Here is a 25,632-nt window from a genome sequence, read left to right as displayed (position 1 = left end):
CGGGAACTGCTCAGACCGCAGCGGCGATCGCTTCTTCCATACCGCGGGTGGCCAGGACGTCGGCCAGTTCGTTGTCGCCCACACCGGAGTGGCCCTTCACCCAGAACCATTCGACCTGGTGTCGTGCGCACGCCGCTTGCAGCCGTTGCCACAGGTCGACATTCTTCACCGGTTGCTTCGCCGCGGTCATCCAGCCGTTGCGTTCCCAGCCCAGCACCCACTTTGTGATGCCGTTGCGGACATAGGTGCTGTCGGTATACAGATGCACCACAACAGGTCTGGTGAGCGCCTCCAGCGCCATGATCGGGGCCGTCAGCTCCATCCGGTTGTTACTGGTGGCGCCTGGCTCGCCGCCGCACATCTCGCGGACGTGGTGGCGTTGGCGCAGTACGGCTCCCCAACCGCCCGGACCGGGATTGGGCCGGCATCCGCCGTCGGTGTGGATGATCACCACATCTTCGGAAGTCACCCGCTGAGGATAGGCGCTGAGATCATCGTCGTGCGGACCGACATCCCGACCTCGTGATGCGCGAGCAATAGGATTGTGGCCGATGGCTGACGACGACTCCCCGGCGACCGTGACGGACATCGTCCAGAACGGCGCGTTCGAACGGTTCGCCCGGTTCGGCTATGTGGTGAGCGGACTGTTGCACATCGCCGTGGGCTACCTCGCCGTCCGGGTGGCACAGGGCGCCGGCGGTGCGGCTGACCAGTCCGGCGCACTGGCCGAGGTCGCCGCCAGACCCGGCGGCGGTTTCGCGCTGTGGGTCGCCGCCGGCGGATTCCTGGCGATGGCGCTGTGGCGTCTGGTCGAGACCGCACTCGGGCGCTCCACCGACCCGAAGACGCAACGGACCCTGCTGGAGGTATCCGATCGTGCGAAGGCATTCGGGCTCGCCGCGATCTACTTTGCGCTCGCATGGTCCACGTTCGGTTTCGCCCGCGGAGCGGGGGAGTCGGCCGGCCAACAGAATTCGACGTTGAGCGCCCGACTGATGCAGACCACGGCCGGGACGGTGACGCTGATTCTCGCCGGGGTCATCATCGTCGCGGTCGGCGCCTACCACGTCTATCTGGGAGGCAGCCAGAACTTCCTGGAAGACCTCAAGGGTTCGACGAGCACCCTCGTGCGTCGACTGGGGACCGTCGGGTACATCGCCAAAGGTCTGGCGATCGTCGGCACCGGGGTAGTGGTGGTCGTCGCGGTCAGCCGGGCGGACCCCAGCAAGGCCACCGGTTTGGACGGCGCACTGAAAGCGCTCGCCGCCCAGCCCTTCGGTCCGGCGCTGGTGATCGCCGCCGCGCTAGGAATCGTCAGCTACGGTTTCTACAGTTTCGCGATGGCCCGCTACACCAAGATGTGACCGGGTCGCGGTGTACGCCGCCGCCAGACTCAGCCCGGCGATCACAAAGCACAGCCCGGTGTACCAGAGACTGCCCACGGGATCGCCGTCAGGCGTCACGCCGTCAACCGACTCCAGATAGGCCGGCAGGGCAGTGGCCCATAGCAGCGCCATGACCACCAGATACGCCGTCGCGTAACCGAGAATCAGCGGGTTTCGGTACTCGCCTGTGCCCCCGGGGCGCGCGGTGCGCCACTGGTTCACCAGCGCCACGGCGGACACCGCGCTCAGCGTCACCAGTTCGGCGGCGTAGACGACACCGCCGATGTCGGTGCTGCCGGTCAGCATGGCGGCGACGGTGGCGGGCAGAGGAAGCACCGCGGTGCCGACGGAGGCCAGCACACCCACCACGACGGTGCGCCACACCAACTGCGCCCCGCTGAACGTGGCACCGCTGTCGACGTGGCGGCCCACGAACAGCCGCACGCAGAAGGTCAACGACATCGGCCACAGTGCCGCGAACACCACGACGCTGGGCAGTGGCACCGACGCGAAAAAGGGTTGGTTAATCGGGTTGTCCAGCGTCCACTCCCACCACCGCAGTTGCGGACCCAGGTGGTCGAAGATCTCGTAGAACGCGTGGTGCACGAAGCCGACGCACGCCGCCCCCACCAGCAGCCCGTGCCGACGGAAAACGCCCAGCATCCGGACGATCTCGTAGGCCACCGTGGCCATCATCGGGTAGATGGCGACGATGTAGAGCGGCAGCCGGCCCCAGAGGAACTCGACGGTGAAGACGTTGTGGGCGAACATCGTGTCGACGTGTTCCTCGATGCCGAAGGCGGCGGGGAAGTACAGCGGTGGTTCGATGATGAGCAGGTAGGCGATGGCTCCGAACCACAACACCAGGTTGGTGGGATCGCCGTGCCGGCGTGCCCGGCTGATCGCGAGGACGAGGGTCAACACGGCACCGACGATGACGGTGAGCTCCAGTACCGGCAGGGTCCAGTTCTCGAGCGCGAACGGCGTGCGGAACTCGATCAGTCCGCCGGCTGTCTGGCATGAAAAGCCCAGGCGGGCAGCCAGATCCGCAAAAGTCGGGGTGCAGAGGTCAGACATGGCGAACTCAGGCATTCTGCTTGTCGGCGGACGTATACCACCGGGTGACGTCGTAGCCGGTCTCGTAACGCCTGAACCACTCGTCGGCGAGTGCGGGCAGGGTCTCGTAGGCAGGATCGTGTCCGGGGATCTGGCTGCGTACGATGCCCGACAGCGCGACGAGCACTTCCTTGGCCGGCAGATGGCTGAATGCATTGGCGAACGGGCCGTCGTCAGCGGTCGAGAAGAACGGAAGCCGTTGTTGGAGCGCTTTTTTGCGGCTCAGCACGGAGAACATCGACAAGGCGTCGACTTTGCGTTCCTCGATCGGAACGTGCTTGTTGAAGCCCTCGCAGGCCACCCGCAGCACCGCCCAGACGTGCTTGAAGATCGACGGCGCGACCCGCATCCGGTACCAGGGGTCGGCCACCACCGAGTTGTAGATGAGGAGCGCGGAACTGCGGTGCTCCACCTCTTCGACGAAGTGCCAGAGGAACAGCGAGGCCACCCGGTCGTCTCCGGGCGCGAACAGGGTGTCGTCGTGGTCGAGCATCAGCTTGAACGCCGGGGTGAAGGTGGCCTCGAGGTCGGCGGTGTAGGCCAGCCGGTACTTCAGCGGCGTGTGGGCGGTCATGTCGTCGAACATCGCGATCACCTGGTCCAGCGTCTCTGTGAGGCCCGGGTAGCTCCGGATCAGCCCTTTAGCGTGCTGGCGGTGGGCCATCGAATGCTGACCCTCCTGACGGACGAATGCCTGCGCTTCCTCGGCGATCGCGGGATCGGTGATCAGCGGCATGGCCTCGGTGATCATGTGTCCGATCATCTTCTCGAATGCGATAGCCAGGAACGAGACTGCGTTGGCCATGCTCGAGAAGGCCGGGTTCTGCTCATTCCACAGGAACGGAACATGGTGTTCGGCAAACGCGAAGCGCATCTTGCGCACGATGAGATCCGTCATGGGGGCTCCCGCCGGTAATCATACAACAAACGTCTTGTGTGTATGATTACTGCACCGGTCGCCATCCGTCAATGCCGGATATCCTGCGGGCATGGCCCGTAGACGCGGTTGGGACGGCCGGCCACCGGCCAGCGACGAGGAAGCCACTGCGCGGATTGTGGCCGCGGCGGTGGCGCTGATCGGCGAGAGCGGCTCGGATGTGAGCATCGCTCAGGTCGCCGATTCGCTGGGCGTCATCCGCCAGACGGTGTACCGGTACTTTCCCACCGCCGAATCGCTGATGCATGCCGCGGCGGTGGCCTCGGTGGACGGCTTCCTGGATCGCCTCACCGAGGCGGTGCGCGGGATCGCCGATCCGGCGGACGCGATGACTGAAGGTGTGCTCTTCACCCTCGAAGAGGTCACGCGCACACCACATCTGGGGATCCTGCTGTCAGCGCCGTACCTGAGCAGCGGTACCTCGAGTGTGACGTCCCCCGAGGCCCAGACGTTCGGGATGCGGATGATCACCCGGTTCGACGTGGACTGGCAGCGCTACGGCTACGACCAGCAGGCGTTGCGCGAACTCGTCGAGTTCACCCTGCGCGTGATGCTGTCGTTTTTCGTCGCCCCCGACGAGTCCGGCCGCAGCCGCGACGAGCTGCGCCGGTTCATCCGGCGGTGGCTGGGCGGTGCGATACTGGCCCAGCGGTGACAGCCACGCCGTCGCCAACGGCGGTATGGGCGTAGGTAGGTCAGTGCCGCAGGATCGGGCCCAGCGCATCGAGCACCGAAGCGTCCTCGATGGTGGACGGCACCGGCTCGTCGCGGCCGGCGGCAATGCCGCGCAACGTCTTTCGCAGGATCTTCCCGGAGCGCGTCTTGGGGAGCGCGGGTACGACGTCGACGAGCCGGAACGCTGCCACCGCCCCGATCTCGTCGCGCACCGACGTGATCAGTTCCTCGGCCAGCCCCTCGGCGGAGGCTCCGGCCTTCAGTACCACCAGCCCACGTGGCACCTGGCCCTTGATCTCGTCGGGCACGCCGATCACCGCACACTCGGCGACGGCCGGGTGGGTGGCCAACACCTCCTCGATGGAGCCCGTCGACATACGGTGTCCGGCCACATTGATCACGTCGTCGATGCGGCCCATCACGAACAGGTAGCCCTCGTCGTCGACGAACCCGCCGTCACCGGTGAGATAGAACCCGGGATGCTCGGCCAGATACGACTTCTGATAGCGCGCATCATCACCCCAGATGCCTTGCAGTGTCCCGGGTGGCAACGGTAGCCGGATGCAGATGTCGCCTTCCACGCCGGGTGGGCAGTCCTGTCCGTCATGGCCGAGGACGCGCACGTCGTAACCCGGCATCGGGAACGTCGGCGACCCGGCCTTGACCGGGAACTGTTCTACCCCCATGGGATTGGCGGCGATGGGCCAGCCGGTTTCGGTCTGCCACCAGTGGTCGATCACCGGGATACCGAGTTGCTCCGCGGCCCAGTGCAGCGTGTCGGGGTCCAACCGCTCGCCGGCGACGAACAGGTACTTCAGCGAGGCCCGGTCGTACTTCGCGACGTACGAACCGCTCGGGTCCTCCTTGCGGATGGCGCGGATGGCGGTGGGCGCGGTGAAGAGCACCTTGACGTTGTGTTCGGTGGCCACCCGCCAGAACGCTCCCGGATCCGGAGTGCCCACGGGCTTGCCCTCGTAGAGCACCGTGGTGGCGCCCAGAAGCAGTGGCGCATAAACGATATAGGAGTGGCCCACCACCCAGCCGACATCGGAGGCCGCCCAGAACACCTCGCCGGGCCGGACGTCATAGACATGGCGCATGGTCCACAGCAGCGCTACCGCATGCCCGCCGTTGTCGCGGACGATGCCCTTCGGCTTGCCGGTGGTACCGGAGGTGTAGAGCACGTACAGCGGCGCGGTGGCGGGCACCGGCACCGGATCCACCGGCCGCGCGGTCGACATCAGTGCGGCGTAATCCAGGTCGCGGCCGTCGATCAGGTCGCAGCGGTGGTGGTCGCGCTGGACCACGACGCAGTGTCGCGGCGGGTGTTGCGAGCGCCCGATGGCGGCGTCGATCATCGGTTTGTACTCGACGGTGCGGGTGGGCTCGATACCGCAGGAGGCGGTGACGACGACGGCCGGGCGGGCGTCGTCGATGCGGACGGCCAATTCGTGCGGTGCGAATCCGCCGAACACCACCGAATGCACCGCACCCAGCCGAGCGCAGGCCAGCATCGTGATCAGCGCCTCGGGGATCATCGGCAGGTAGACCACCACCCGGTCACCGACCCCGACACCGAGACCGCGCAGCACACCGGCGAAACGTGCTGTCTGGTCCAGCAGTTCGGAATAGGTGTAGGTCCGTTTGGTGCCGGTGACGGGGGAGTCGTAGATCAACGCCGGCTGGTCACCGCGACCGTCGGCGACATGGCGGTCCAGTGCGTTGGCGCACGTGTTCAACTCCCCGTCGGGGAACCAGCGGTAGTGCGGCGGATCGGCGTCGTCGAGAATGCGCTGCGGTGCGTGTGTCCAGGTGACGGCCTGCGCCGCCTCCGCCCAGAACGCCGCTGGGTCGGTGATGCTGGCTTGGAACAGCTCGGTGTATCCGCCCACCTGTCGAACCGTAACGCGCGCACTCTAGCCGGTGTCGGTGATCCGCAGATGTGCGGTGAGCAGAACCTCGTCGAACTCCGCGCGGGTCGGCAGGGTGTCGTCGAAGTCGAGCGCCAGGAAGTCCGCGGTCAGTTGCACCGCGAGGTTGCGTAACCGGGTGTTGGTCTCCTGGGAACGCCACTTGAGCAGGTCGAAGGCGCGGTCGGCATCGAGTCGGTAGATCAGCATGAGCATGCCCTTGGCCTGCTCGATGGCCGACCGGTTCTCGGCGATCTCGGCGACGGCGGCGCTGATGGTCTGCTGGCGCATCGCCTCACCGGGTGTCACGTCGACGTAGAAACCCTGCGTCCCGATGACGTGCCCGTCGTTGTTGAGCGGGTGGCCGACCACCGCGACGTCGTGCACGGAACCCCGTGCGTCGATGATGCGGTGCCGGGTGTTGAACGGCTGGTGGGTGGTCCGGATCTCTTCGAGTAGGGCGGCGACCCGATCCCGGTCATCGGGATGCTTGTGCGACAGCACCAGATCCGTGGTCGGTGTGATTTCACCGGGTTCGTAGCCGTGCATCCGTTGAACCTCCGCCGACCATTCCCAGCGTTGGTCGTCGAAGAAGAAGCGGAACCAGCCCACGCGCAGTTGCGGTGACCGAGCTTCGGGCGAAGCGGGGTCAACACCGTCGTGCATCCAGTCGTCCTTCAACAAAACATCGGGAAAAGGGCGGCTGGATGTTCAACCGGTGCGTCACAGAAATTAGGAGGTCGCAGCGTTCCGGTCAAGCGACGCCACGGGTGTCGCCTACTGTCAGCGCATGGCGGCTGTGCAACTCGACACTGTGGACGACGGCATCGCACGCATCACCTTCAACCGCCCGGACAAGCTCAACGCCATCGACGGGGCGTTGTTGGACGGTCTGGATGCCGCCATGGACGAGCTGGAATCCGGTGCTCACCGAGTGGCGATCCTCACTGGCGCGGGCCGCGGGTTCTGTGCCGGCGCCGACCTGTCCGGCACGGGTCAGCCCTGGGTGAAGCCGGCGAAGGCACCGTTCAAGACCAGTTATGACGGGCAGGTGCGGCTGGCCGATCAGCTGACCCGGCTCTACGAGTTGCCCATTCCCGTCATCGCCGCGGTCAACGGCGCCGCGGTGGGAGGCGGGCTGGCGTACGCGCTGCACTGTGACATCCGCATCGCCTCGGAGCGGGCCCGCTTCGGCTCGGTGTTCATCAAGGCGGGGTTCTCCTCGCTGGACATGGGCACCAGCTATCTGCTGCCCAAGATCGTCGGGGCCGGGGTGGCGCGCGAGTTGATGCTCACCGGCCGGATCATCGACGCCGCCGAAGCCCACCGCATCCAGCTGGTCCACGAGGTGGTGCCGCCCGAGGAACTGCTGGAGGCGGCGCTGCGCAAAGCGCGCGAGATCGCGGCCAACAACGCTTACGGGGTGTGGCAGACCAAGACCGGGCTCAACGTCGCGCTGGATGCCTCCAGCCTGCGGCACGCCAAGGAGCTCGAGAACCGCACCCAGATCCTGACCGGGTTCACCAACAACCCGACCGAAGCGGCGATGGCGCTGCGGGAGAAACGTCAGCCGGTGTGGGACGAACTCTGATCCGCCTGCCGTCCCACGACTCTGAGCAGCTGCAGGTCCTGCAGCGCCGATGATCCGGCCGGCGGGGTGAGCACCACCAACGTCTGGCTGTCGTCGGTGGCCAGCGTCTCGCAGTCCAGGGTGATGGGGCCGACCGCGGTGTGAAAGGTCTTCTGCTGCATGCGCCGGACGGCCACCTCATGGCGTGCCCACAACTCGGCGAACTCGGCGCTGTGGGCCAGCAGATTGTCGACCAGCTCGCGCATGTCGGCGTCGTCCCGACGGCGCGCCCAGGCGGCCCTCAGGTCGGCGACGGTGATCTGGCTGTGCGTGTGCCGTTGCGGCTCCGGTACGCGGGTTCGGCCGTCGGGTTCGACGAACCACTGCCAGGCGATGCTGGCCCGGTATCCCTTGTCCTGGGGCACCAGATCGCCCATCAACAGCCTGGCCAGGTCGTTCTGCGCGAGCATGATGTAGGTGTCGGAACAGACGAACGCGGCGGCGTCGCGCATCTGGTCCAGAACGAACAGCAGCGCGGGCCGCACGTGCGTCGACGGTCCCGTGCGGTCAGGCACGGCATGTCCCGACAGCCGGTACAGGTGATCGGTCTCGTCGCGGGTGAGGCGCAGTGCGCGGGCCAGCGCCCGCACCATCTGCGGCGAGGGCTGCGTGCTGCGGGCCTGTTCGAGCCGGCTGTAATAGTCCACCGACATTCCGGTGAGCTGGGCGACTTCCTCGCGGCGCAGGCCCGCGGTGCGCCGGCGCGTGCCCGCCGGCAGCCCTACTTCGGCCGGTTGCATGGCAACTCGTCGGCGGCGCAGAAAGTCCGCGAGGGCGTCCCGGTCCATCACCTCATTGTGGCGGCCGCACCGATCCGGTGACAGGGACTCCCGCTCCCTGGTTGAACGCGTCCTCGTTACGCCGCCGGATCCGGCCAAGACTGGGGCCATGAACACACTGGGAACGTTCAAGACCTCGGCACTCGGGCTCGGCTGCATGGGCATGTCGGGCGCCTACGGTGCCGCTGACCGCGACGAGAGCATCGCCACCGTGCACGCCGCACTGGACGCCGGGATCACGCTGCTGGACACCGGCGACTTCTACGGCATGGGCCACAACGAACTGCTGCTCGCCGAAGCGTTGCGCGGCGTTCCGCGCGAGAGCTATCAGCTGAGCGTGAAGTTCGGCGCCCAGGTCGGTGTGGGTGGCGCGATGGTCGGGTTCGACGGCCGGCCCGCCGCCGTCACCACCGCGCTCGCGTATTCGCTGCAGCGCCTCGGCACCGACTACGTCGACGTCTACCGGCCGGCGCGGCTGGATCCCGTTGTGCCGATCGAGGAAACCATCGGCGCCATCGGCGAACTCGTCGACGCCGGTCAGGTGCGCCATATCGGGCTGTCCGAGGTCGGCTCGGAGACCATCCGGCGCGCCGCGGCCGTCCGCCCGATCAGCGACCTGCAGATCGAGTACTCCCTGGCGGACCGCGGCATCGAGCGCGAGATCCTGCCCACCTGCCGCGAACTCGGTATCGGCGTCACCGCCTATGGCGTGCTGTCGCGGGGACTGATCAGTGGGCACTGGTCGAAAACCAGTGGCGGCCAAGGAGACTTCCGGCTGCACACCCCCCGCTTCTCGGGCGACAACCTGGACCGCAACCTGGCGCTGGTCGAGGCCCTGCGCAGTGTCGCCGACGAACTCGGCATCACGGTGGCACAGGCCGCGATCGCCTGGGTGGGCTCCCGAGGCGATGACATCGTGCCGCTGGTCGGTGCGAAGACCCGGACGCGGCTCACCGAATCCCTCGGCGCCATCGGGGTGGCACTCGACGACGCCCAACTCGCGAAGATCGAAGCGGCCGTGCCCGTCGGCCAGATTTCCGGTACCCGCTACCCGGCCGAGCACATGGCCGCGCTGGATTCCGAACGGTGAGTCAGGACCCAGCCTTGGCGATGACGTTCTCGGCGAACCACTCCAGGTTGCGGATCTTCGCATCCAGCGGCTCGGTGTCGGGGCCCGTGATGTAGGGGATGCGGAAGCCGACGATGACGTCGGTGACGCCCTTGTCCTCGAGGCGTTTGATGCCGTCGAGGGTGAATCCGTCGATGGAGATGACGTGGATCTCGAACTCCTCGGCCTGCCCGATGCGGTCTTCCTCGTCGCGGAACTTCGCCAGCTTGGCCAGCAGCGGGTCGAGTTCTTCGGGGTCGCCGCCGCCGTGCATCCAGCCGTCGTTGCGGGCGGCGCGGCGCAGCGCGGCGTCGGCGTGCCCGCCCACCAGGATCGGCACCGGCTTCGTCGGCGCCGGCGTCATCTTCGTCTTCGGGAAGTCGTAGAACTCGCCGTGATATTCGAAGTAGTCGCCGGAGGTCAGGCCCCGGATCACGTCGATGCACTCGTCCATCCGCTTGCCGCGCTTGGCGTACGGGACGCCCATGATCTCGTAGTCCTCCGGCCACGGGCTGGTGCCGACGCCGAGGCCCAGGCGGTTGTCGAACAACGCCGCCAGCGAGCCGGCCTGTTTGGCCACCAACGCCGGCGGCCGGATCGGCAGCTTCAGCACGAAGATGTTGAAGTGCAGTCTGGTCGTCACCGCCGACAGCGCACCGATCAACGCGAACGACTCGATGAACGCCTTGCCGTCGAGGAACTCGCGGTTGCCGTCCTCGGTGTACGGATACTCCGAATCCGACTCGAGGGGGTAGGCGATGCTGTCCGGGATCGTCATCGCGTGGTACCCGGCCTCGTCCGCCGCTTTGGCCAGCGGGATGTAGTAGGTCGGGTCGGTCATGGCTTCCGCATAGGTGAACCGCATGACGCCCAGACTAGAACACGTTCTAGTTCTTGTGGTCGAAAAAGGCGGGTGGTCGGGGCGATTCTCTAGCAGTAGGAGCCGGTGGCCGTCGCCAGCGCCTGCTGGTACATCGGATCCAGCCCGCGGTCGTGGATCACCGCCTGTTCGGCGCTGTCCAAAGCCTGTTGGCAAGCCGGGCCGAGCAGCGTATCCCGGTGCAGCGAGATCTCGTTGACGATCGTCTTGTTGAAGCCGTTGATCGCGTCCCGCGACGCCGCCAGGTCCGCCGCGGTGGCCGGCGCCGCCGCGGGATCCAGTTTCCACTGCCCGAAGCGGGTGTACTGAATGCCCTCGTTGGCGTTGATCTGGTCCTGGAAAACCAGCCGCACGTACATGGCGTCGACCTGCCGCGCGGTGGCGTCCGCCGCGACGGTGTCGAGCACCACCGCGACCCGTGGCGGGTCGTTGACGGGGCCGCCGTTGATCCACTTGAACGCCGCCACCGGCTCGGCGGTCTGCAGCCGCTGGGCGACGGTGTCGACCAAGGTGTAGAGCGGGCTGGGCTCGGCGGAGGCGACGGGGGCACCGGCGAAGAGGGCCGCGACGGCCAGAGGAACTGCGAGACAGCGAAGGCGCACCGATTCATCTTTGCGGATAACGGGTGACAAGGCTTCGGAATGGTCGGCAGACTGGACACCGTGCCCGAACTACCCGAGGTCGAAGCGCTCGCCGACTATCTGCGCAGTCATGCCGTCGGCTTGCCGGTGGGCCGTATCGACGTGTCGGCTTTCTCGGTGTTGAAGACCTTCGATCCGCCCGTCACGGCGCTGTACGGGCAGACCGTCACCGGCGCCCACCGATGGGCCAAGTATCTGGGGGTGCAGATCGGTGAGCTGCACCTGATCACCCATCTGTCGCGGGCCGGGTGGCTGCGGTGGTCCGACAAATTGGCCGCCAACCCGCTGAAGCCGGGCAAGGGCCCGAACGCGTTGCGGGTGCACCTGGGCACGCCCGGGGAGGCCCCGGGCTTCGACCTGACCGAGGCGGGAACCCAGAAGCGGCTGGCGGTGTGGCTGGTCGACGATCCTGCGAAAGTCCCCGGCATCGCCACGCTGGGACCCGATGCGCTGTCGCTCGGGCCCGACGAACTGGCTGCGGTGCTGCGCGGGAACACCGGGCGGATCAAGTCGGTGATCACCGACCAGAAGGTGATCGCCGGGATCGGGAATGCCTACAGCGACGAGATTCTGCATGTGGCCAAGCTCTCGCCGTTCGCCACCGCGGGGAAGCTGACCGAAGCCCAGCTCGGCGCGCTGCACGACGCGATGATCACCGTGCTGACCGACGCGGTCTCACGATCGGTGGGTCAGCAGGCCGCCACCCTCAAAGGCGAGAAACGATCCGGGCTGCGGGTGCACGCCCGCACCGGGATGCCGTGCCCGGTCTGCGGGGACACCGTGCGCGAAGTGTCGTTCGCCGACAAGTCCTTTCAGTACTGCGCCACCTGCCAGACCGGCGGCAAGGTGCTCGCCGACCGGCGGATGTCGAAACTGCTCAAATGAACCAGGGGCCCCGTGCCTCGAAGTCCTTGGCCAGCGCAACAAGTGTGTTCTCCGCGCCGGGACGGCCGACGAACTGGATGCCGATGGGAATCCCGGCGTCGGTCTGGCCCAGCGGCAGGCTGATCGCCGGCAGGCCACCGATGTTGGCGAAGTTCGTCATGACCGTCATTGCAGAAGAACGGGCCGCGATGCTGGCATCATCGCCGCCGACGAGGGACGGCAGATCGCCCATGGTGGGTGTCATCAGCAGATCACAATCCGACCACCACGACTGCAGGCGGTAGGTCCACGTCGCCAGCCAGTACCGCGATTCCAGGTAGGCCGGTGCCCCCAGAGCGCGTGCCCGGGCACGCTTCTGCGCGTTCCGCGGGGCCAGTTCGGAATCCTCGATAGGGCGACCCAGCAGGGCTTCGACCTTGCGGGACAACAGCTCGACGTCGACGTCGACGATGGTGTCGTAGTGCCGCTGGTACTCGGTCTCGGTCAGGGCGGCGGGGAAACTGTCGCTGAGTTGATGCCCGCGGTCGGACAGCACGGCGGTGACGCCTTCGAAAACCGCCCGGACGTCGGCCGACGGCCACGGGCTGCCTGACGGGTGCTGCCGCATGACACCGATCCGCTGCGGGGTGATGGCGTCGGGGGTTGGTGTGATCGCCGGTCCCGCAACCGAATACGGGTCACCCAGGAATGGCCGCGCGAGGGCGGCCGTGACCGCGGCGGCGTCTCGCACGGTCCTGGTGATGACACCCTCCACGGTGGCGCCGGCCCAGGATTCACCGGCGTCGGGGCCGAGGCTGACCCGGCCGCGGGACGGCTTGAGGCCCACCAGCCCGCAACAGCTGGCCGGCTGCCGGATCGAGCCGCCGCCGTCGGTGGCATGCGCGACGGCCACCATGCCGGCTGCCACTGCCGCGGCGGCGCCGCCGCTGGAGCCGCCGGGGGTGCGATCGAGCGCCCGCGGATTGCGGGTCACCCCGGCGGCGTCGGATTCGGTGATGAACGCTGTCGCGAACTCGGGCACCGTGGTCCGGCCCAGCACCACGAAGCCGGCGTCGACGATGGCACGGTAGATGTTGCTGTCCACCGTTCCCGGGGTGCGGGTGTTCGCCAACACGGTTGTGCCGTAGCGGGTCTCCTGACCCGCCGCCGTGCAGCGGTGGTCCTTCAGCAGGATGGGCACCCCCGCGAACGGTGCGGCGGGATTGACCCGCTCGCATTCGTCGAGAGCCTGCTCGAAACGCTCCCAGCTCAGCGCGTTGAGCTCCGGATTGGCCGTCTCGATACGTGTGATCGCGGCTTCAGCCAGTTCACGCGGCGAGATGATCCCATCCTGGACCGCCGTCGCCTGAGCGCACGCGTCCTGGTTGAGTATGTCGCTCACAGCAACCGACCGTCTTTGGTCACCGGGGTGTCGTCGACGACGATCGAGCAGCCGCGCATGGCGATGTCGAGGTGGGCGAACGAATCGTGCTCGAGGAACGGGTGCGGGCCGGTGGACCACAGGAAGTTACCCGCGAAGGCGCGCGCATCCATGCCCATGATCTCGTGCTTCGAATACATCGCGGTGGCAAACCAATTGGCGGACTTCATCAGGCCCCAGCCCATATGCGACAGCGAGCGGGCCCACTGATCGTCGGAGTCGTCGAAGAACTGCTGTAACCGTTTGGCGTCGGGGCCGCCGCTGATGTCCTCGATCCGCCCGTCGACCACCTCGAGGCGGATGTCGCTGGAGACATACTCCTTGAACGGCAGCAGGATGTCGCCTGCGGTCAGCACGATCGTGCCGTTGGAGGTCATCGGCCAGCACACCACCATGGTGGAGGGCCAGTGATCCCACTTGCCCGGCTTGTCGACGAAACCCTTCTGGAAGCCGGGGTGGCTGTCGATCAGGTCGACGGTGAAATCGGTGCCGGCCTCGGAACGCACCGTCATCACCTTCGACGCCTTGATGAGATCGCGCGCGGATTCCACCAATTCGGTGTCGTCCACCGACGGCAGGTTGCGGGCCAGCACATCGGGTGCGTCGCAGACGAACAGGATGCGGGTGCCTGCGGCCAGGATCTCGGACTGGACGGGGGCGTGCACAAAGCCCTCGTGGGTCAGGTCCACCACCATGTCGGCGGCTTTGAGGGTCTCCTGGATGACCCGGTTGTCCAGTACCGACTGCAGCCCGGGGCCGGATCCGGTGTGCGTGGCCGGTTCCGGGATCGGGGTGCCGGCGGGGGCGGTGATGGTGGCGACGTGCGCGCCGAACTGCTGGGCGGCACCGAAGGCGGCCGCCACATAGTCGGGCCGGCTGGTCGGTTCGGTGAGCACGATGACGTGTTCACCGGCGGACATCTTGCACAGCTCGAACTCGCGGGCGAACAGCTTCACCAGGTCGACTCCGGACAGATTCATGGTCACATCTCCTTTGATACTGAGTTGCGCAACGTATTGCGCGAACGGTTGCTTATGATGTGTGCTCGGTTGCGGGGGACAGGTGAGGGAGGCTTGCGTGGTGACACCCGATGGTCCGGTGACGTTGCGCACGATCGCGGACGCCGCCGGGGTGCACGTGTCCACGGTGTCGCGGGCATTGCGCCGCGCGGCCACTCCGGGGGCCGAGGTCAGCGCCGCCGACGCCCGAATCGTCGCGCTGGCCAAGGAACTTCGCTACACGCCCAACCCGAACGCGGCGAGCCTGACCACCAACCGGTCCACCGCACTCGGTGTGTTGGTTCCGCATCTGACCGACATCGTGCTGTCGCTGGTGTACGACGCCATCGAGAGTGAGGCCGACAAGGCCGGTTACGAGACGTTCGTGGCCAACACCCACGACATCCCGGCCGAACAGGTCCGCCGGTTCGAGTTGCTGCTGGGGCGCCGGGTGGACGGCCTGATCCTCGGTGACGCCCGCCTCGACGGTTCCAACCTGGCCGAACTGGAGCGCCGCAAGGTGCGGTTCGTGCTGGTGTCGCGCCGCAGCCCCGGCTATCTGTCGGTGTGCGGTGACGACTACCGCGGCGGTCGCCAGATCGGGGAACACCTTGCCGCCCTTGGCCATACCGAGGTCGGCATCATCGCCGGGCCGAACTGGGCCAGTACCAGTGTGGACCGGGTCAACGGCTGCGTCGACGCCCTGGCCGCGGCGGGTGTGGAGGTGCCCCCGGCCAACATCCTCGAACTGGGCTTCGACGCCGACCACGGCCACCAGGGTGCGATGCAACTGCTGACCCAGGCCAGGCCACCGACGGCGATCTTCGCGGTCAACGACTTCTCGGCGATCGGTGTGATGGGCGCACTGCGTGAGCTCGACCGCAGACCCGGCCGCGACGTGGCCGTCGCCGGGTACAACGACATCGGCGTCGCCGGCGAGTTGATGATCCCGCTGACCACCGTGCGCAGCCCCATGGAGGAGATGGGCGTGCGCGCCGTACAGACCCTGCTGGCCGTGCTGTACGGCCTGCCCACCTCGTCGACCACCCTGCCCACCGAACTGGTGATCAGGGAGTCCACCACCGGCTGAGCTCATGACACCGGGCCGGGCTTGGTGCGCAGGAACCGGTCGATCACCAGCACTTCGATGGCCTTCATGAGCGCCGTGAAAAGCAGTGCGTAAACGATCATCTCGGCCGGGCGCAGATATTTGAACTCCTGCATGATCCGCGCCCCGATCCCATCGGGTGAGGTGATGGCCTCCAGTAGCACGATCAGCTTCCACGAGAACGCGAACGACGTCCTGGCCGCGGCTTCGGCGGCGGGGCGCAGCTGGTACCACAGCACGTGCCGCATGTAGGTCAGCGGACCGAACTTGTAGGCGGCGGCCATCTCGTCGAGGCGCACATCGCGGGCCAGCACCGACGCCATGGTGACGTTGACGACCAGCGGCGCGATGGCCAGGATCACCGCGAGAATGCCGGAGCTCTCGGCGGTTCCGAGGATGAGGATCACGATGATGATGTAGACGATGTCCGGCACCGCCAGGGCCACCGCCAGGATCGGGCGCAGGAAAGCCCGCAGCTGCCAGCTGAATCCGGCCGCCACGCCCAGGACCAGGCCCACCGCCACCGATCCCGCCCACACCAGCAGCACCCGTCGCAAGGTGATGAGCAGATCGGCGACCAAGGTGTCGGAGGAGAACACCGAGCCCGTCGCGGCGAACAGGTCCGCGATGGACGGCACCCAGCCGTCGGAGGTGATGCTGGCCAGTTCCCAGACCCCCAGCCCCACCAGAAGCGCCAGCGCCGGAGCGCCGAACCGATTGATCCAGGCCAGGTTTCGCTTCGGGCCGGGTGCCGGGGTCACGTCGGCGACTGCCGGGGTATCCAGGGTCGTCACGACCGCGTCTCCGCCGTGGGTTCCCACACCTGCAGCACCTCGTCGACCAGTTCCTCCTCCAGCTTGACCAGCCGCGGATCACCGTAGGAGCGGGGCCGTGGCAGATCGATGGTGATCTCTTTGAGCACCGTGGCGGGGCCGCGGCTGAGCACCAGGATCCGGTCGGACAGGTACAACGCTTCCCGGATCGAGTGCGTCACGAACAACGTCGGCGTCGCCGAACTCTGCCGCATCCGGTCGAGCTCGACCCGGATGGTGCGCCCGGTGACCTCGTCGAGCCCGCTGAACGGCTCGTCCATCAGCACCAGGTCGGGGCGCACCGCCAGTGCGCGAGCGATGGACACCCGCTGGCGCTGCCCGCCGGAGAGGTTCATCGGCAGGGCGTCGATGTGGTCGCGGACCTGCAGCAGCGCCAGATACCGTTCGATCTGGCTGTCCCACTCAGCTTTCGGCACACCCGCGCTGCGCATCGCGATCTCGATGTTGCGCCGGACGCTGCGCCACGGCAGTAGCCGGTGATCCTGGAAGACGTAGCCGGTGCGCAGCCGCTTGCCCACGTCGGCGGTCACATCGGCGTCGCGGTAGGTGATCTGCCCCGACGCCGGCGACTTCAACCCGGCCAACACGTGCAGCAACGTCGACTTGCCGCAGCCGCTGGGGCCGATGATCGAGACGAACTCGTTCGCGCCGATGCGCAGGTCGATGTCACGTACGGCGGTCTTGGTGCCGTAGGTGATCGAGATGCCTTGTAGATCGAGAAAATTCATCTGCTCTGTCGCTGCGGGCGGTTCGAGGTGAACGGTCATGACGACACTCCTGTCCAGTGCTGGGCTTTCTTCTCCAGCGGCCTGATCACCAGGTATTCGGTGGCCAACAAGATGGCCGCGAACACGATCAGCCACAGCATCACGTCAACGAGGTTGAATTTGGAGAACGAACGGTCGAACTGGAATCCCATGCCACTGCTGACCAGGAAGATCTCCACCACGACGACCACCTTCCACAGGTGGGCATGCTCATTGCGCACCGCGGTCATCACCGCGCCCGCGGTGTGGGGCACCAGGATCTCCCGGACGTACTGCCACCGTGAATAACGGTATGTCGCAGCCATTTCCAGCAGGCCGGAGTCCACTCCGCGCAGGGCCGAGAGCACCACCAGCGCCACGAACGGGAAGATCGTGGCCACCAGCACCACCACGGCGCCGAGTTCGACATTGCGGAAGAACGACACCGCCATGAGCGCGGTGATGGTGCTCGGGACCGTGATGAACACCGCGACGTACACGCTGGCGAACCGGCCCCAGAAGTCCGATTTCCACATCACCACCGCCACCGCGATGCCCAGCGCCAGGCCGAGGGCCAGCGAGAGCAGCACCCGTATCCAGGTCTCGCCGACACTGGCCCACACATCGGGATCGGCCAGGAACGTGGGCAGTTCGCCGAACACCTCGCCGATCGGGGCGATGAAGTTGCTGCCGGCGCCACCGAACGCCCAGAGGGCGATGATGGAGGCGGCGCCGGCAACGGAGTACAGCACCGATTGGGTCCGTCTACTCAACATGGAACGACTTACTTGGCAAGGACCGAGTCGAGCGTGGCGGCCGGCGCGTTCTCGGGGTAATTCGGCAGCATGCCGTCGTCGACCATCATCTTGACCCAGTCGTTCATCGCCGTGGCGTCTTCCTCGGTCCAGGAGTTGGTGTAGCAGGGCAGGCTCTGGCAGTAGCTGACCAGCCGGTCGAGCTCCTCATCGGACTCGGCATCGAGGAACGACTTGTACGGCTCTTCTTTGAAGGTCTCGTAATTGGCGTCGATCATGGTCTGCATGGCCTCGCTGTAGGCGGCGACGACGTTGTTGGCCAGTTCCGGGTTCTCGGTGAGCCAGCTCCGGTTGGACCACAGCATCGCCAGCGGCGGAGCCCAGCCTTCCTTGTCCTGCCAGTACTTGGTCACTTCGAGCACCCGGGTGCCCTGAGCCATCTGGACGGCGCGGTCACCAAAGGGTTCGAAGTTGAAGATCGCGTCCACCTCGCCCTTGGCCAGCAGGGCCGGCAGCGCCTCGGGTGAGGACTGCACCAGCGTCAGGTCCTTGTTGACGTCGATGTTCCAGCCGTCCTTGAGGGTCAGCGTGATGGCTTGGGTGGTGCCGGAGTCGTTGCCGAAATGGCCTACTCGCTTGCCGCGCAGATCTTCCGGGGTCTTGATACCGCTGGCGCCGCTGGCGATCACACCGGCGGTCTGCGACATCAACGGGTAGTACGCCACGGTGTCGTGGCCTTCACCGTTGGCGATGGCTGCTGACACCGCGTCGCCGGGACCCAACTGCACCTGGCCCTGCAGGAACGGGGTGGTGCCGCCGGCCGGGTCGCCTTCGGTGTACTCGAGGGTGAACCCGTACTTCTTGTCCAGCCCTTCCTCTTTCACGAACACGGGTACGACGCCGAACGGGTCGGGCACCACGCCGTCCATCTTGACCACGGGGGAGCCGCCCTCGGCGGACTCTTCCGACGAGTCCGACGAACCACATGCGGCGGTCATGAGCAACGGGATGGCGAAAAGGGCGATACCTGCCCGGGTTCTGCGGATCTTCATGGTGTGCCTTTCGGGTGGAGGGGGTTTCAGCGGGCCGAGACGGTCAAGCCGCCCAGCGGGGTGCCCTGGTAGATCCAGTCGAGTTTGGTGTCGACGTTCTTGGCGACCGCGCGCATCCTTGCATCGCGCTCACGTTGCTGCTGCCCGTCGGGCAGGTGGAAGACACCGCGGTTGTCCATCGCGGCGATCTGCACGGCGCGGGCACGTTCGGCGCGCCGCTGGACGTAGCCCTCCAGCGCGACGGCCACGCCGGCGGAATCTGTGTCGGCGAGTTCCTCGGCCAGGACCGCCGCGTCCTCGATGGATTGCGAAGCGCCCTGGGAGACATAGGGAACCATCGAGTGGGCGGCGTCGCCGAGCAGCGCGATGTTGCCGCGGTTCCACTGCGAGAACGGTTCCTGGCACTTGAGCGCCCACAGCATGATCGGGCCGGTGGCCTTGCTCAGCAGCGCGATGACCCGGTCATCCCAGCCCTGATAGGCGGCCAGCAGTTCCTCATGGGTGGCCGGCCTGCTCCAGTCGCGCGAGACGTCCTCGCTGATCGGGAAGATGCCCACGATGTTGATGAGCTTCTGGCGGCGCACGGGGTAGACCACCAGATGGCCTCCGGGGCCGAACCACACATTGCCGGCCTGCCAGTCGACGAGGAAGCGGGTAGCGGGGTCCTGACGCACCGCATCACCGTCGATCAGGGTGCGAAATGCCATGTCGCCACTGTCTTCGACGTCATTGGGAGCACCGATGTACGCGCGGATGGTCGATCGGATGCCGTCGGCACCGATCACCACATTGCCGGCGATCGCGGTGCCGTCGGAGAGCAGTACCTTCGGGCGCAGCGGATCGGTTTCGTCGACGCCGACGGCGGTGCTGTTGGTCAGGATCCGCGCAGGGGGCCCGGAGAAGCCGTCGTCAACGGCCGCCGACAACAGCGCGTCGTGCAGGTCGGCGCGGTGCACCTGGAGGTACGGCGAGCCGTAACGTGTTGTGGCGCTTGCTCCGAGCGTGGTCTTGGCGATGATCGAACCATCGGACCAACGACGGTTCACCGTCTCCTGCACCTCCAGTGAGATGCGGTCCATTGCATCCTGCAGACCGAGATGGTGCAGCACGCGGGTGGCGTTGGGGCCGATCTGCAGTCCGGCGCCCACCTCACCGAGCTGAGGTGCCTGCTCCAGCACGGTGGTACTGATGCCCTTGCCGCGCAGCGCGGCAGCGGCGGCCAGGCCGCCGATACCCGCTCCGCAGATCACGACGTCGACGTCAGCCATGTTTGTTCTCCTTCGTCTTCAGCGGCGGCCTCGACGCGATCGGCGATGAGGTCGGACAGGTAAGGGATTGCGGCACGTGAGTGATCGATATCGGCCAGGTCTATCGACGCCAGGGCAGCGCCTTCGGAGCGGGCGAGCCCGGCCAGGATGTCGCCGGTGGGGGAGATGATGCGGCTGTGCCCGGCGAACGAGACTCCGCCGGGATTGGTGCCCGTCAGGCCGGCCGCCGCCACGAAGCAGCCGTTCTCCAGGGCGCGTGAGCGGGTGAGCAGTTCCCAGGCGTAGAGCCGCTGACGGCCGAAAGCGGCTGGGATGGCTATGATGTCGGCTCCCCGCAGCGCCAGATCACGCACCACTTCCGGGAAACCTGCCTCATAACAGATTGCGACACCGATTGTGCCGCAGGGTGTTTTGACCAGAGCGCCCGGTTCCACCCGACGGCCGAACTTGCGCCGTTCGCCGCCCCACAGGAACCGCTTGGACGCCGACGCCAGAACTCCCTCGGCGCCGATGACGACGGCCAGGTCGATCAGCTCGCCGTCCGGCGAGCGGGTGAGCAGAGCCGTGGCGATCACCAAGTCGTGTTCGCGGGCCCAACCGATCACGGCCTGGGTGTGCTCCTCGGCGTCGAGGCTGGCCGTGGCCAGGTCCATGTCCAGGTCGTAGCCGGTGGCGAACAGTTCGGGCAGTACGACGACGCCGGCGCCCTGGCCGGCCAGTTCAGCGACTCGGCGCTCGGCGTTGGCGAGGTTGACCTCAGCGCGGCCCGGGATGGCCTTCAGCTGGACAACACCAACGCGCAGGGACTCAGCCATGGGTCACCGTCTCGGCGGGCTGCCATCCTTCGGGAATGCCGGTCAGGGGTCCCGAGAACCACGGGCCTGCCAGCCGGCCGAGCGGGTTGAGCACGTCATTGTCCACCCGCAGCGTGTCGTCCAGCACGCCCTCGGCGGCGTGGACGCGCAACACGGTGCCGTAAATCACTGTGTCCGTGCCGATTTGATGCTCCTCACGCAGCCGGCACTCGATGGAAAGCCGTGCCTCGGCGACCCGGGGTGCGCGCACCACATCCGAGGCGACGGGCGTCAGCTCCGCCAACTCGAACTCGTCTACCTCCGGGGCTACGGTGGCCCCTGTCGCGCTCACCGCGAGGTGGTGGTCGAACGACGCGACGTTGACGACGAAGTCTCCCGTGGCACGCACATTGGCCAAGGTGTCCTTCACACCGCCGTCGGCCTTGGGTCCGATCGAGACCAGAAGGGTTGCGGGCTCCCGGGAGGCCACCGTGAAGAAACTGAACGGGGCCAGATTGGTGGTCCCGTCGGCGGCGACGGTGGACACCCACGCGATCGGCCGGGGCTGAACCGCGCCGACCAGCACTTTGTATGCCAGCGCGGGGTCCAGCGCGGTGATGTCGATCTGCCTCGACGGCACTTGGAGTCCTCCTCTGCGAAATCGCTCGTGCAATGCCTTGCGCAAGCGGTTGCACCTATGGTCATGGAGGGTTCCAGCGTCGGCAACCGGTGGAGCGCGATTTACCCAGTGTTAACAATTCGGGCCTGGCCGGACCGCCTGTTTCCGGGCGGCGTCGCGCGTCCGGAGGCAGATGAATCGATGGGCCCGTGTAGTCAACTCCGGTGAAGGACAACGGGTTGCATCCATGGCGGCGGTTTTCGATTCCGCCGCCGTAAAGGTTTTCTAGTGGTTTAGGGATTTGGCTGAGGTGGTAGTTCCACTGACATGATGGTGAAACTTTCGAAGATGACTCCAGCATTGTTCGCAGGTGCCGCGGCCGCGGCGTTCGCCTTCGCCCCAGCAGCGATGGCTGAGCCCGCTCCGCCGCCACCGCCACCATGCGTCAACGTTGATGGAACTCCGTGCGCGGACATCGGCATCGTCGGCCCCGGCGGCGCTGACGTCAACATCCCCGGTGGCCCCGGGGGTCAGGCAGGCCCGGGCGGTGCGGCCGGTGCCATCCCCTTCGGTCCCGGTGGTGAAGCCAACCCCGGTGGCGCCAGCGGCAGCCTTTCACCGGTAGGCCCTGCGGGCGAGGCCGGCCCCGGCGGTGCCAGCGGTGCCATTCCGAGCGGACCGGCCGGGACGGCAGGACCGGGTGGCGCCAGCGGTAGCCTCTCGCCGGTCGGCCCCAGCGGCACCGCCGGACCCGGTGGAGCGACTGGCTGCATCCCGAACGTCGGCTGTGCCACCATCCCGGCCCCCTAGATCTGACGGGCCCGAGTAGCACCTGAGAACCCAGCGCGACGCACGATCACCTCGATCGTGCGTCGCGTTGTGCTTTTCTGTGCTCAGCCCGCCCGGCCGCGCTCCTGGCGATACCGGCGCACCAGTGCATCCGTGGAGCTGTCCGACTGCTCGGGCGGTGACTGCTCACCAGTGAGGATGGGCAGCAACGCCTTTGCCTGCGTCTTGCCCAGCTCGACACCCCACTGGTCGAACGAATCTATACCCCAGATCACGCCTTCGGTGAACACCTGATGTTCGTAAAGAGCGATCAGCTGGCCCACCACCGACGGGGTGAGGCGCGTCGCCAGGATCGACGTCGACGGGCGGTTTCCGGGCATCACCTTGTGCGGCACCACATCTGCGGGAGTGCCTTCCTCGGCGATCTCGTCGGCGGTCTTGCCGAAGGCCAACACCTGGGTCTGGGCGAAGAAGTTGCTCATCAGCAGGTCGTGCATGCTGCCGGTGCCGTCGGCGGTCGGCAGGTCATCCGTGGGCTGGGAGAAGCCGATGAAATCCGAGGGCACCAGGCGGGTGCCCTGGTGCAGCAGCTGATAGAACGCGTGCTGGCCGTTGGTGCCCGGTTCACCCCAGAAGATCTCGCCGGTGTCCGTGGTGACCGGAGTGCCGTTGGCGCGCACCGATTTTCCGTTGGACTCCATGGTCAGCTGCTGCAGGTAGGCCGCGAAGCGCGCCAGGTCGTTGGAGTAGGGCAACACCGCGCGGGACTGCGCATCGAAGAAGCTGGAGTACCACAGCCCGATCAGCCCGAGCAGTGCCGGCGCGTTGGATTCCAGTGGCGCCGTGCGGAAGTGTTCGTCGACGAGGTGGAAGCCGGACAGGAAATCGGCGAACGCCTCCTTGCCGATCACGGCCATCACCGACAGCCCGATCGCGGAGTCCACCGAATAGCGGCCACCCACCCAGTCCCAGAAGCCGAACATGTTGTCGGTGTTGATGCCGAACTCGTCGACCAGCTTCTTGTTCGTCGATACCGCGACGAAGTGCTTGCTGACCGCCGCGTCGCCGAGGGAGTCGGTGAGCCAGCGTCGTGCCGCAGTCGCGTTCGTCAGCGTCTCCAGCGTCGAGAACGTCTTCGACGCGACGATGAACAGCGTCGTCGCGGGGTGCAGGTCGGCCAGGGCGGCCACCAGATCGGCCGGGTCGACGTTGGAGACGAACTTCGCCGAGATGCCGGCGTCGGCGTAGTGCCGCAGCGCCTGATAGACCATCACCGGTCCCAGATCGGACCCCCCGATACCGATGTTCACCACGGTCTTGATGCGCTCGCCGGTCGCCCCGGTCCACTCGCCGCTGCGCAGCCGGTCGGTGAACTCACCCATGGCGTCGAGCACCGAGTGCACGTCGGCCACCACGTCCTGGCCGTCAACCGTCAGGGACGCGTCCCGCGGCAGCCGCAACGCGGTGTGCAGAACGGCGCGGTCCTCGGAGGTGTTGATGTGCTCGCCGGCGAACATGGCGTCGCGGCGACCCTCGAGATCGGCGGCCTTGGCCAGGTCGATCAGCAGGCGCAAGGTCTCGCGGGTGACGCGGTGCTTGCTGTAGTCGATGTACAGGTCGCCGACGGTCAGGGTCAGTTCCTCACCACGGCCGGGGTCCTGATCGAAGATCTCGCGGAGGTGCGTCGTACCGATCTGATCGTGGTGACGGGCAAGTGCATTCCAGGCTGGAGTCTGGGAGATATCCGCGATTTCGGTCATTCCCAAACCCTAATGCGGGCGGTGCAAAGAAGGGGTAGATGATGGATGTATGGACATCGCCAAGCTGCTGTCATCCGTTCCAACCGGACTGTGGATCGGTGGTGACGAACGCCAGGGTTCGTCGACCTTCGACGTACTGAATCCCGCCGACGGTGCAGTCCTGACCACCGTCGCCGACGCCACCGCCGCCGACGCCATCGCCGCGCTCGACGCCGCCGCCGGTGCGCAGGCCGAGTGGGCCGCCACCCCGGCCCGCAAGCGCGGCGAGATCCTGCGATCGGTGTTCGAGACCATCACCGCCAACGCCGACGACATCGCCGCACTGATGACCCTCGAGATGGGGAAGGTGGTTGCCGAGAGCAAGGGCGAGGTGACCTACGGCGCGGAGTTCTTCCGCTGGTTCGCCGAGGAAGCCGTCCGCATCGGCGGTCGCTACACCCCGAGCCCGGCCGGCACCGGCCGCATCATCGTCACCAAACAGGCCGTCGGCCCGTGTTACGCCATCACGCCGTGGAACTTCCCGCTGGCCATGGGCACCCGCAAGATGGGCCCGGCCTTCGCCGCGGGCTGCACCATGATCGTCAAGCCGGCTCAGGAGACGCCGCTGACCATGCTGCTGCTGGCCAAGCTGATGGATCAGGCCGGTCTGCCCAAGGGTGTGCTCTCGGTGCTGCCGACCAGCGACCCGGGTGCCGTCACGAGCGCACTGATCGATGACGGGCGGCTGCGCAAGCTCACCTTCACCGGATCGACGGGGGTGGGCAAGGCGCTGGTCAAGCAGTCCGCCGACAAGCTGCTGCGGACCTCGATGGAACTCGGTGGCAACGCGCCGTTCGTCGTGTTCGACGACGCCGATGTCGACGCCGCCGTGGACGGCGCGATCCTGGCCAAGATGCGCAACGGCGGCGAGGCCTGCACCGCCGCCAACCGGTTCCACGTCGCCAACGCGGTGCGTGAGGAGTTCACCGAGAAGCTGGTGAAGCGGATGAGCGAGTTCCCGCTCGGCAACGGGCTCGAAGATTCCTCGAAACTGGGTCCGCTGATCAACGAGAAGCAGCTCGCCAAGGTGGGTGAGCTGGTCTCCGACGCGGTGGACCGCGGCGCAGCAGTCGCCGTCGGCGGGCAGGCCCCCGGCGGTCCCGGCTACTTCTACCCGGCCACCGTCCTGACCGACGTGCCCGCCGACGCCAGGATCCTCAAGGAGGAGGTGTTCGGGCCCGTCGCGCCGATCATCGGCTTCGACACCGAAGAAGAGGGCATCGCTGCGGCCAACAACACCGAATACGGCCTGGCCGCCTACGTTTACACGCAGTCGCTGGACCGCGCACTGCGGGTCGCCGAGGGCATCGAATCCGGCATGGTGGGCGTCAACCGCGGAGTCATCTCCGATGCCGCCGCACCGTTCGGTGGCATCAAGGAATCCGGCTTCGGTCGCGAAGGTGGCACCGAGGGCATCGAGGAGTATCTCGACACGAAATACATCGCTCTGACGAACTGAGCGCCACCCCGGAGCGCCTCCCGGATCGGGCCTCGCGGCACTTCTA

General features: G+C 66.9%; 26 protein-coding genes and 1 pseudogene. 9 read left to right on the top strand and 18 right to left on the bottom strand.

Annotation, left to right across the window (positions count from 1 at the left end; all coding sequences use genetic code 11):
- Positions 1 to 10: 10 nt before the first annotated feature.
- Complete coding sequence (gene rnhA / locus AC3A6P_RS12890) at positions 11 to 469, bottom strand: ribonuclease HI (protein WP_487691898.1); 459 nt, start codon at positions 467 to 469, stop codon at positions 11 to 13.
- 82 nt (positions 470 to 551) lie between these two features.
- Here rnhA and AC3A6P_RS12885 point away from each other — a divergent pair, with 82 nt between their 5' ends.
- On the top strand, positions 552 to 1,364 hold the full coding sequence (locus AC3A6P_RS12885) for a DUF1206 domain-containing protein (protein WP_487691897.1): 813 nt from the start codon (positions 552 to 554) through the stop codon (positions 1,362 to 1,364).
- On the opposite strand, the gene AC3A6P_RS12880 is transcribed toward AC3A6P_RS12885, so the two are convergent.
- Together AC3A6P_RS12880 and AC3A6P_RS12875 are read right to left on the bottom strand one after the other, a co-directional pair.
- Positions 1,305 to 2,462, bottom strand: a complete 1,158-nt coding sequence (locus tag AC3A6P_RS12880; RefSeq protein WP_487691896.1) for a DUF7802 domain-containing protein — start codon at positions 2,460 to 2,462, stop codon at positions 1,305 to 1,307. The two genes, AC3A6P_RS12885 and AC3A6P_RS12880, sit on opposite strands and share 60 nt — an antisense overlap.
- Before the next feature lie 7 nt (positions 2,463 to 2,469).
- Positions 2,470 to 3,399 carry a metal-dependent hydrolase gene (locus AC3A6P_RS12875; protein WP_487691895.1) on the bottom strand — a complete coding sequence of 310 codons (930 nt, stop codon included), beginning with the start codon at positions 3,397 to 3,399 and terminating at the stop codon, positions 2,470 to 2,472.
- Between the two features lie 91 nt (positions 3,400 to 3,490).
- On the opposite strand from AC3A6P_RS12875, the gene AC3A6P_RS12870 reads away from it, so the two are divergent.
- Positions 3,491 to 4,093 (top strand): TetR/AcrR family transcriptional regulator, encoded by a 603-nt coding sequence (locus tag AC3A6P_RS12870; protein ID WP_487691894.1) that lies wholly within the window; start codon positions 3,491 to 3,493, stop codon positions 4,091 to 4,093.
- A gap of 40 nt (positions 4,094 to 4,133) precedes the next feature.
- Here AC3A6P_RS12870 and AC3A6P_RS12865 read toward each other — a convergent pair whose 3' ends face one another.
- Positions 4,134 to 6,005 carry an acetate--CoA ligase gene (locus AC3A6P_RS12865; RefSeq protein ID WP_487691893.1) on the bottom strand — a complete coding sequence of 624 codons (1,872 nt, stop codon included), beginning with the start codon at positions 6,003 to 6,005 and terminating at the stop codon, positions 4,134 to 4,136.
- Positions 6,006 to 6,029: 24 nt separating this feature from the next.
- Positions 6,030 to 6,689, bottom strand: a complete 660-nt coding sequence (locus AC3A6P_RS12860; RefSeq protein WP_487691891.1) for a PAS and ANTAR domain-containing protein — start codon at positions 6,687 to 6,689, stop codon at positions 6,030 to 6,032.
- Positions 6,690 to 6,813: 124 nt separating this feature from the next.
- On the opposite strand from AC3A6P_RS12860, the gene AC3A6P_RS12855 reads away from it, so the two are divergent.
- Positions 6,814 to 7,614, top strand: coding sequence for an enoyl-CoA hydratase/isomerase family protein (locus tag AC3A6P_RS12855; RefSeq protein WP_487691890.1), 801 nt, complete (start codon positions 6,814 to 6,816; stop codon positions 7,612 to 7,614).
- Here the strand turns inward: AC3A6P_RS12855 and AC3A6P_RS12850 are convergent.
- Positions 7,590 to 8,441 (bottom strand): helix-turn-helix transcriptional regulator, encoded by an 852-nt coding sequence (locus AC3A6P_RS12850; RefSeq protein WP_487691888.1) that lies wholly within the window; start codon positions 8,439 to 8,441, stop codon positions 7,590 to 7,592. The two genes, AC3A6P_RS12855 and AC3A6P_RS12850, sit on opposite strands and share 25 nt — an antisense overlap.
- Before the next feature lie 100 nt (positions 8,442 to 8,541).
- Here AC3A6P_RS12850 and AC3A6P_RS12845 point away from each other — a divergent pair, with 100 nt between their 5' ends.
- Positions 8,542 to 9,522 (top strand): aldo/keto reductase, encoded by a 981-nt coding sequence (locus tag AC3A6P_RS12845; RefSeq protein ID WP_487691887.1) that lies wholly within the window; start codon positions 8,542 to 8,544, stop codon positions 9,520 to 9,522.
- A 1-nt stretch (position 9,523) separates the two neighbouring features.
- Here AC3A6P_RS12845 and AC3A6P_RS12840 read toward each other — a convergent pair whose 3' ends face one another.
- Both AC3A6P_RS12840 and AC3A6P_RS12835 read right to left on the bottom strand, forming a co-directional pair.
- A complete protein-coding gene (locus tag AC3A6P_RS12840; protein ID WP_487691885.1) occupies positions 9,524 to 10,405 on the bottom strand; it encodes an LLM class flavin-dependent oxidoreductase in 882 nt (293 codons plus the stop codon).
- A gap of 65 nt (positions 10,406 to 10,470) precedes the next feature.
- Entirely contained in the window at positions 10,471 to 11,022 is a 552-nt protein-coding gene (locus AC3A6P_RS12835; protein WP_487691883.1) for a chorismate mutase, read from the bottom strand.
- 39 nt (positions 11,023 to 11,061) lie between these two features.
- Here AC3A6P_RS12835 and AC3A6P_RS12830 point away from each other — a divergent pair.
- Both AC3A6P_RS12830 and AC3A6P_RS12825 read left to right on the top strand, forming a co-directional pair.
- Positions 11,062 to 11,325, top strand: a pseudogene (locus tag AC3A6P_RS12830) (DNA-formamidopyrimidine glycosylase family protein); the annotation flags it as partial.
- 162 nt (positions 11,326 to 11,487) lie between these two features.
- Positions 11,488 to 11,946, top strand: a complete 459-nt coding sequence (locus AC3A6P_RS12825) for a zinc finger domain-containing protein (RefSeq protein WP_487691966.1) — start codon at positions 11,488 to 11,490, stop codon at positions 11,944 to 11,946.
- Here AC3A6P_RS12825 and AC3A6P_RS12820 read toward each other — a convergent pair.
- Entirely contained in the window at positions 11,939 to 13,327 is a 1,389-nt protein-coding gene (locus AC3A6P_RS12820; protein WP_487691882.1) for an amidase, read from the bottom strand. The two genes, AC3A6P_RS12825 and AC3A6P_RS12820, sit on opposite strands and share 8 nt — an antisense overlap.
- Positions 13,324 to 14,346 carry a 2,5-dihydroxypyridine 5,6-dioxygenase NicX family protein gene (locus AC3A6P_RS12815; RefSeq protein ID WP_487691880.1) on the bottom strand — a complete coding sequence of 341 codons (1,023 nt, stop codon included), beginning with the start codon at positions 14,344 to 14,346 and terminating at the stop codon, positions 13,324 to 13,326. Before AC3A6P_RS12815 ends, AC3A6P_RS12820 begins: the two co-directional genes overlap by 4 nt.
- Positions 14,347 to 14,443: 97 nt before the next feature.
- Here AC3A6P_RS12815 and AC3A6P_RS12810 point away from each other — a divergent pair, with 97 nt between their 5' ends.
- On the top strand, positions 14,444 to 15,454 hold the full coding sequence (locus tag AC3A6P_RS12810) for a LacI family DNA-binding transcriptional regulator (protein ID WP_487691879.1): 1,011 nt from the start codon (positions 14,444 to 14,446) through the stop codon (positions 15,452 to 15,454).
- A 2-nt stretch (positions 15,455 to 15,456) separates the two neighbouring features.
- On the opposite strand, the gene AC3A6P_RS12805 is transcribed toward AC3A6P_RS12810, so the two are convergent.
- The 7 genes from AC3A6P_RS12805 to AC3A6P_RS12775 are packed head-to-tail and all read right to left on the bottom strand — an operon-like array spanning position 15,457 to position 21,560.
- Positions 15,457 to 16,266, bottom strand: coding sequence for an ABC transporter permease (locus AC3A6P_RS12805; protein ID WP_487691877.1), 810 nt, complete (start codon positions 16,264 to 16,266; stop codon positions 15,457 to 15,459).
- On the bottom strand, positions 16,263 to 17,072 hold the full coding sequence (locus AC3A6P_RS12800; protein ID WP_487691876.1) for an ABC transporter ATP-binding protein: 810 nt from the start codon (positions 17,070 to 17,072) through the stop codon (positions 16,263 to 16,265). The genes AC3A6P_RS12805 and AC3A6P_RS12800 overlap by 4 nt, the downstream gene beginning before the upstream one ends.
- Entirely contained in the window at positions 17,069 to 17,803 is a 735-nt protein-coding gene (locus tag AC3A6P_RS12795) for an ABC transporter permease (RefSeq protein WP_487691875.1), read from the bottom strand. Before AC3A6P_RS12795 ends, AC3A6P_RS12800 begins: the two co-directional genes overlap by 4 nt.
- 32 nt (positions 17,804 to 17,835) lie before the next feature.
- On the bottom strand, positions 17,836 to 18,858 hold the full coding sequence (locus AC3A6P_RS12790) for an ABC transporter substrate-binding protein (RefSeq protein WP_487691874.1): 1,023 nt from the start codon (positions 18,856 to 18,858) through the stop codon (positions 17,836 to 17,838).
- A 26-nt stretch (positions 18,859 to 18,884) separates the two neighbouring features.
- Positions 18,885 to 20,126: an FAD-dependent monooxygenase gene (locus AC3A6P_RS12785; RefSeq protein WP_487691873.1), complete on the bottom strand. Its 1,242-nt coding sequence runs from the start codon at positions 20,124 to 20,126 to the stop codon at positions 18,885 to 18,887.
- Positions 20,105 to 20,941: a carbon-nitrogen hydrolase family protein gene (locus tag AC3A6P_RS12780; RefSeq protein ID WP_487691872.1), complete on the bottom strand. Its 837-nt coding sequence runs from the start codon at positions 20,939 to 20,941 to the stop codon at positions 20,105 to 20,107. The genes AC3A6P_RS12785 and AC3A6P_RS12780 overlap by 22 nt, the downstream gene beginning before the upstream one ends.
- A complete protein-coding gene (locus AC3A6P_RS12775) occupies positions 20,934 to 21,560 on the bottom strand; it encodes a flavin reductase family protein (protein WP_487691871.1) in 627 nt (208 codons plus the stop codon). The genes AC3A6P_RS12780 and AC3A6P_RS12775 overlap by 8 nt, the downstream gene beginning before the upstream one ends.
- 327 nt (positions 21,561 to 21,887) lie before the next feature.
- On the opposite strand from AC3A6P_RS12775, the gene AC3A6P_RS12770 reads away from it, so the two are divergent.
- Positions 21,888 to 22,349 carry a hypothetical protein gene (locus AC3A6P_RS12770; protein WP_487691870.1) on the top strand — a complete coding sequence of 154 codons (462 nt, stop codon included), beginning with the start codon at positions 21,888 to 21,890 and terminating at the stop codon, positions 22,347 to 22,349.
- Between the two features lie 83 nt (positions 22,350 to 22,432).
- Here the strand turns inward: AC3A6P_RS12770 and pgi are convergent, their stop codons facing one another.
- Positions 22,433 to 24,088, bottom strand: coding sequence for a glucose-6-phosphate isomerase (gene pgi / locus AC3A6P_RS12765; RefSeq protein ID WP_487691869.1), 1,656 nt, complete (start codon positions 24,086 to 24,088; stop codon positions 22,433 to 22,435).
- Between the two features lie 49 nt (positions 24,089 to 24,137).
- Between pgi and AC3A6P_RS12760 the strand changes: the two genes are divergently transcribed.
- The gene (locus AC3A6P_RS12760; protein ID WP_487691868.1) at positions 24,138 to 25,586 is read left to right on the top strand and encodes an NAD-dependent succinate-semialdehyde dehydrogenase; all 1,449 of its coding nucleotides are present in this window, start codon (positions 24,138 to 24,140) and stop codon (positions 25,584 to 25,586) included.
- The last annotated feature ends 46 nt before the right edge of the window (positions 25,587 to 25,632 follow it).

Source organism: Mycobacterium sp. Soil_C_30, from assembly GCF_057656995.1.
This window is presented reverse-complemented; position numbering and strand designations above follow the sequence as displayed.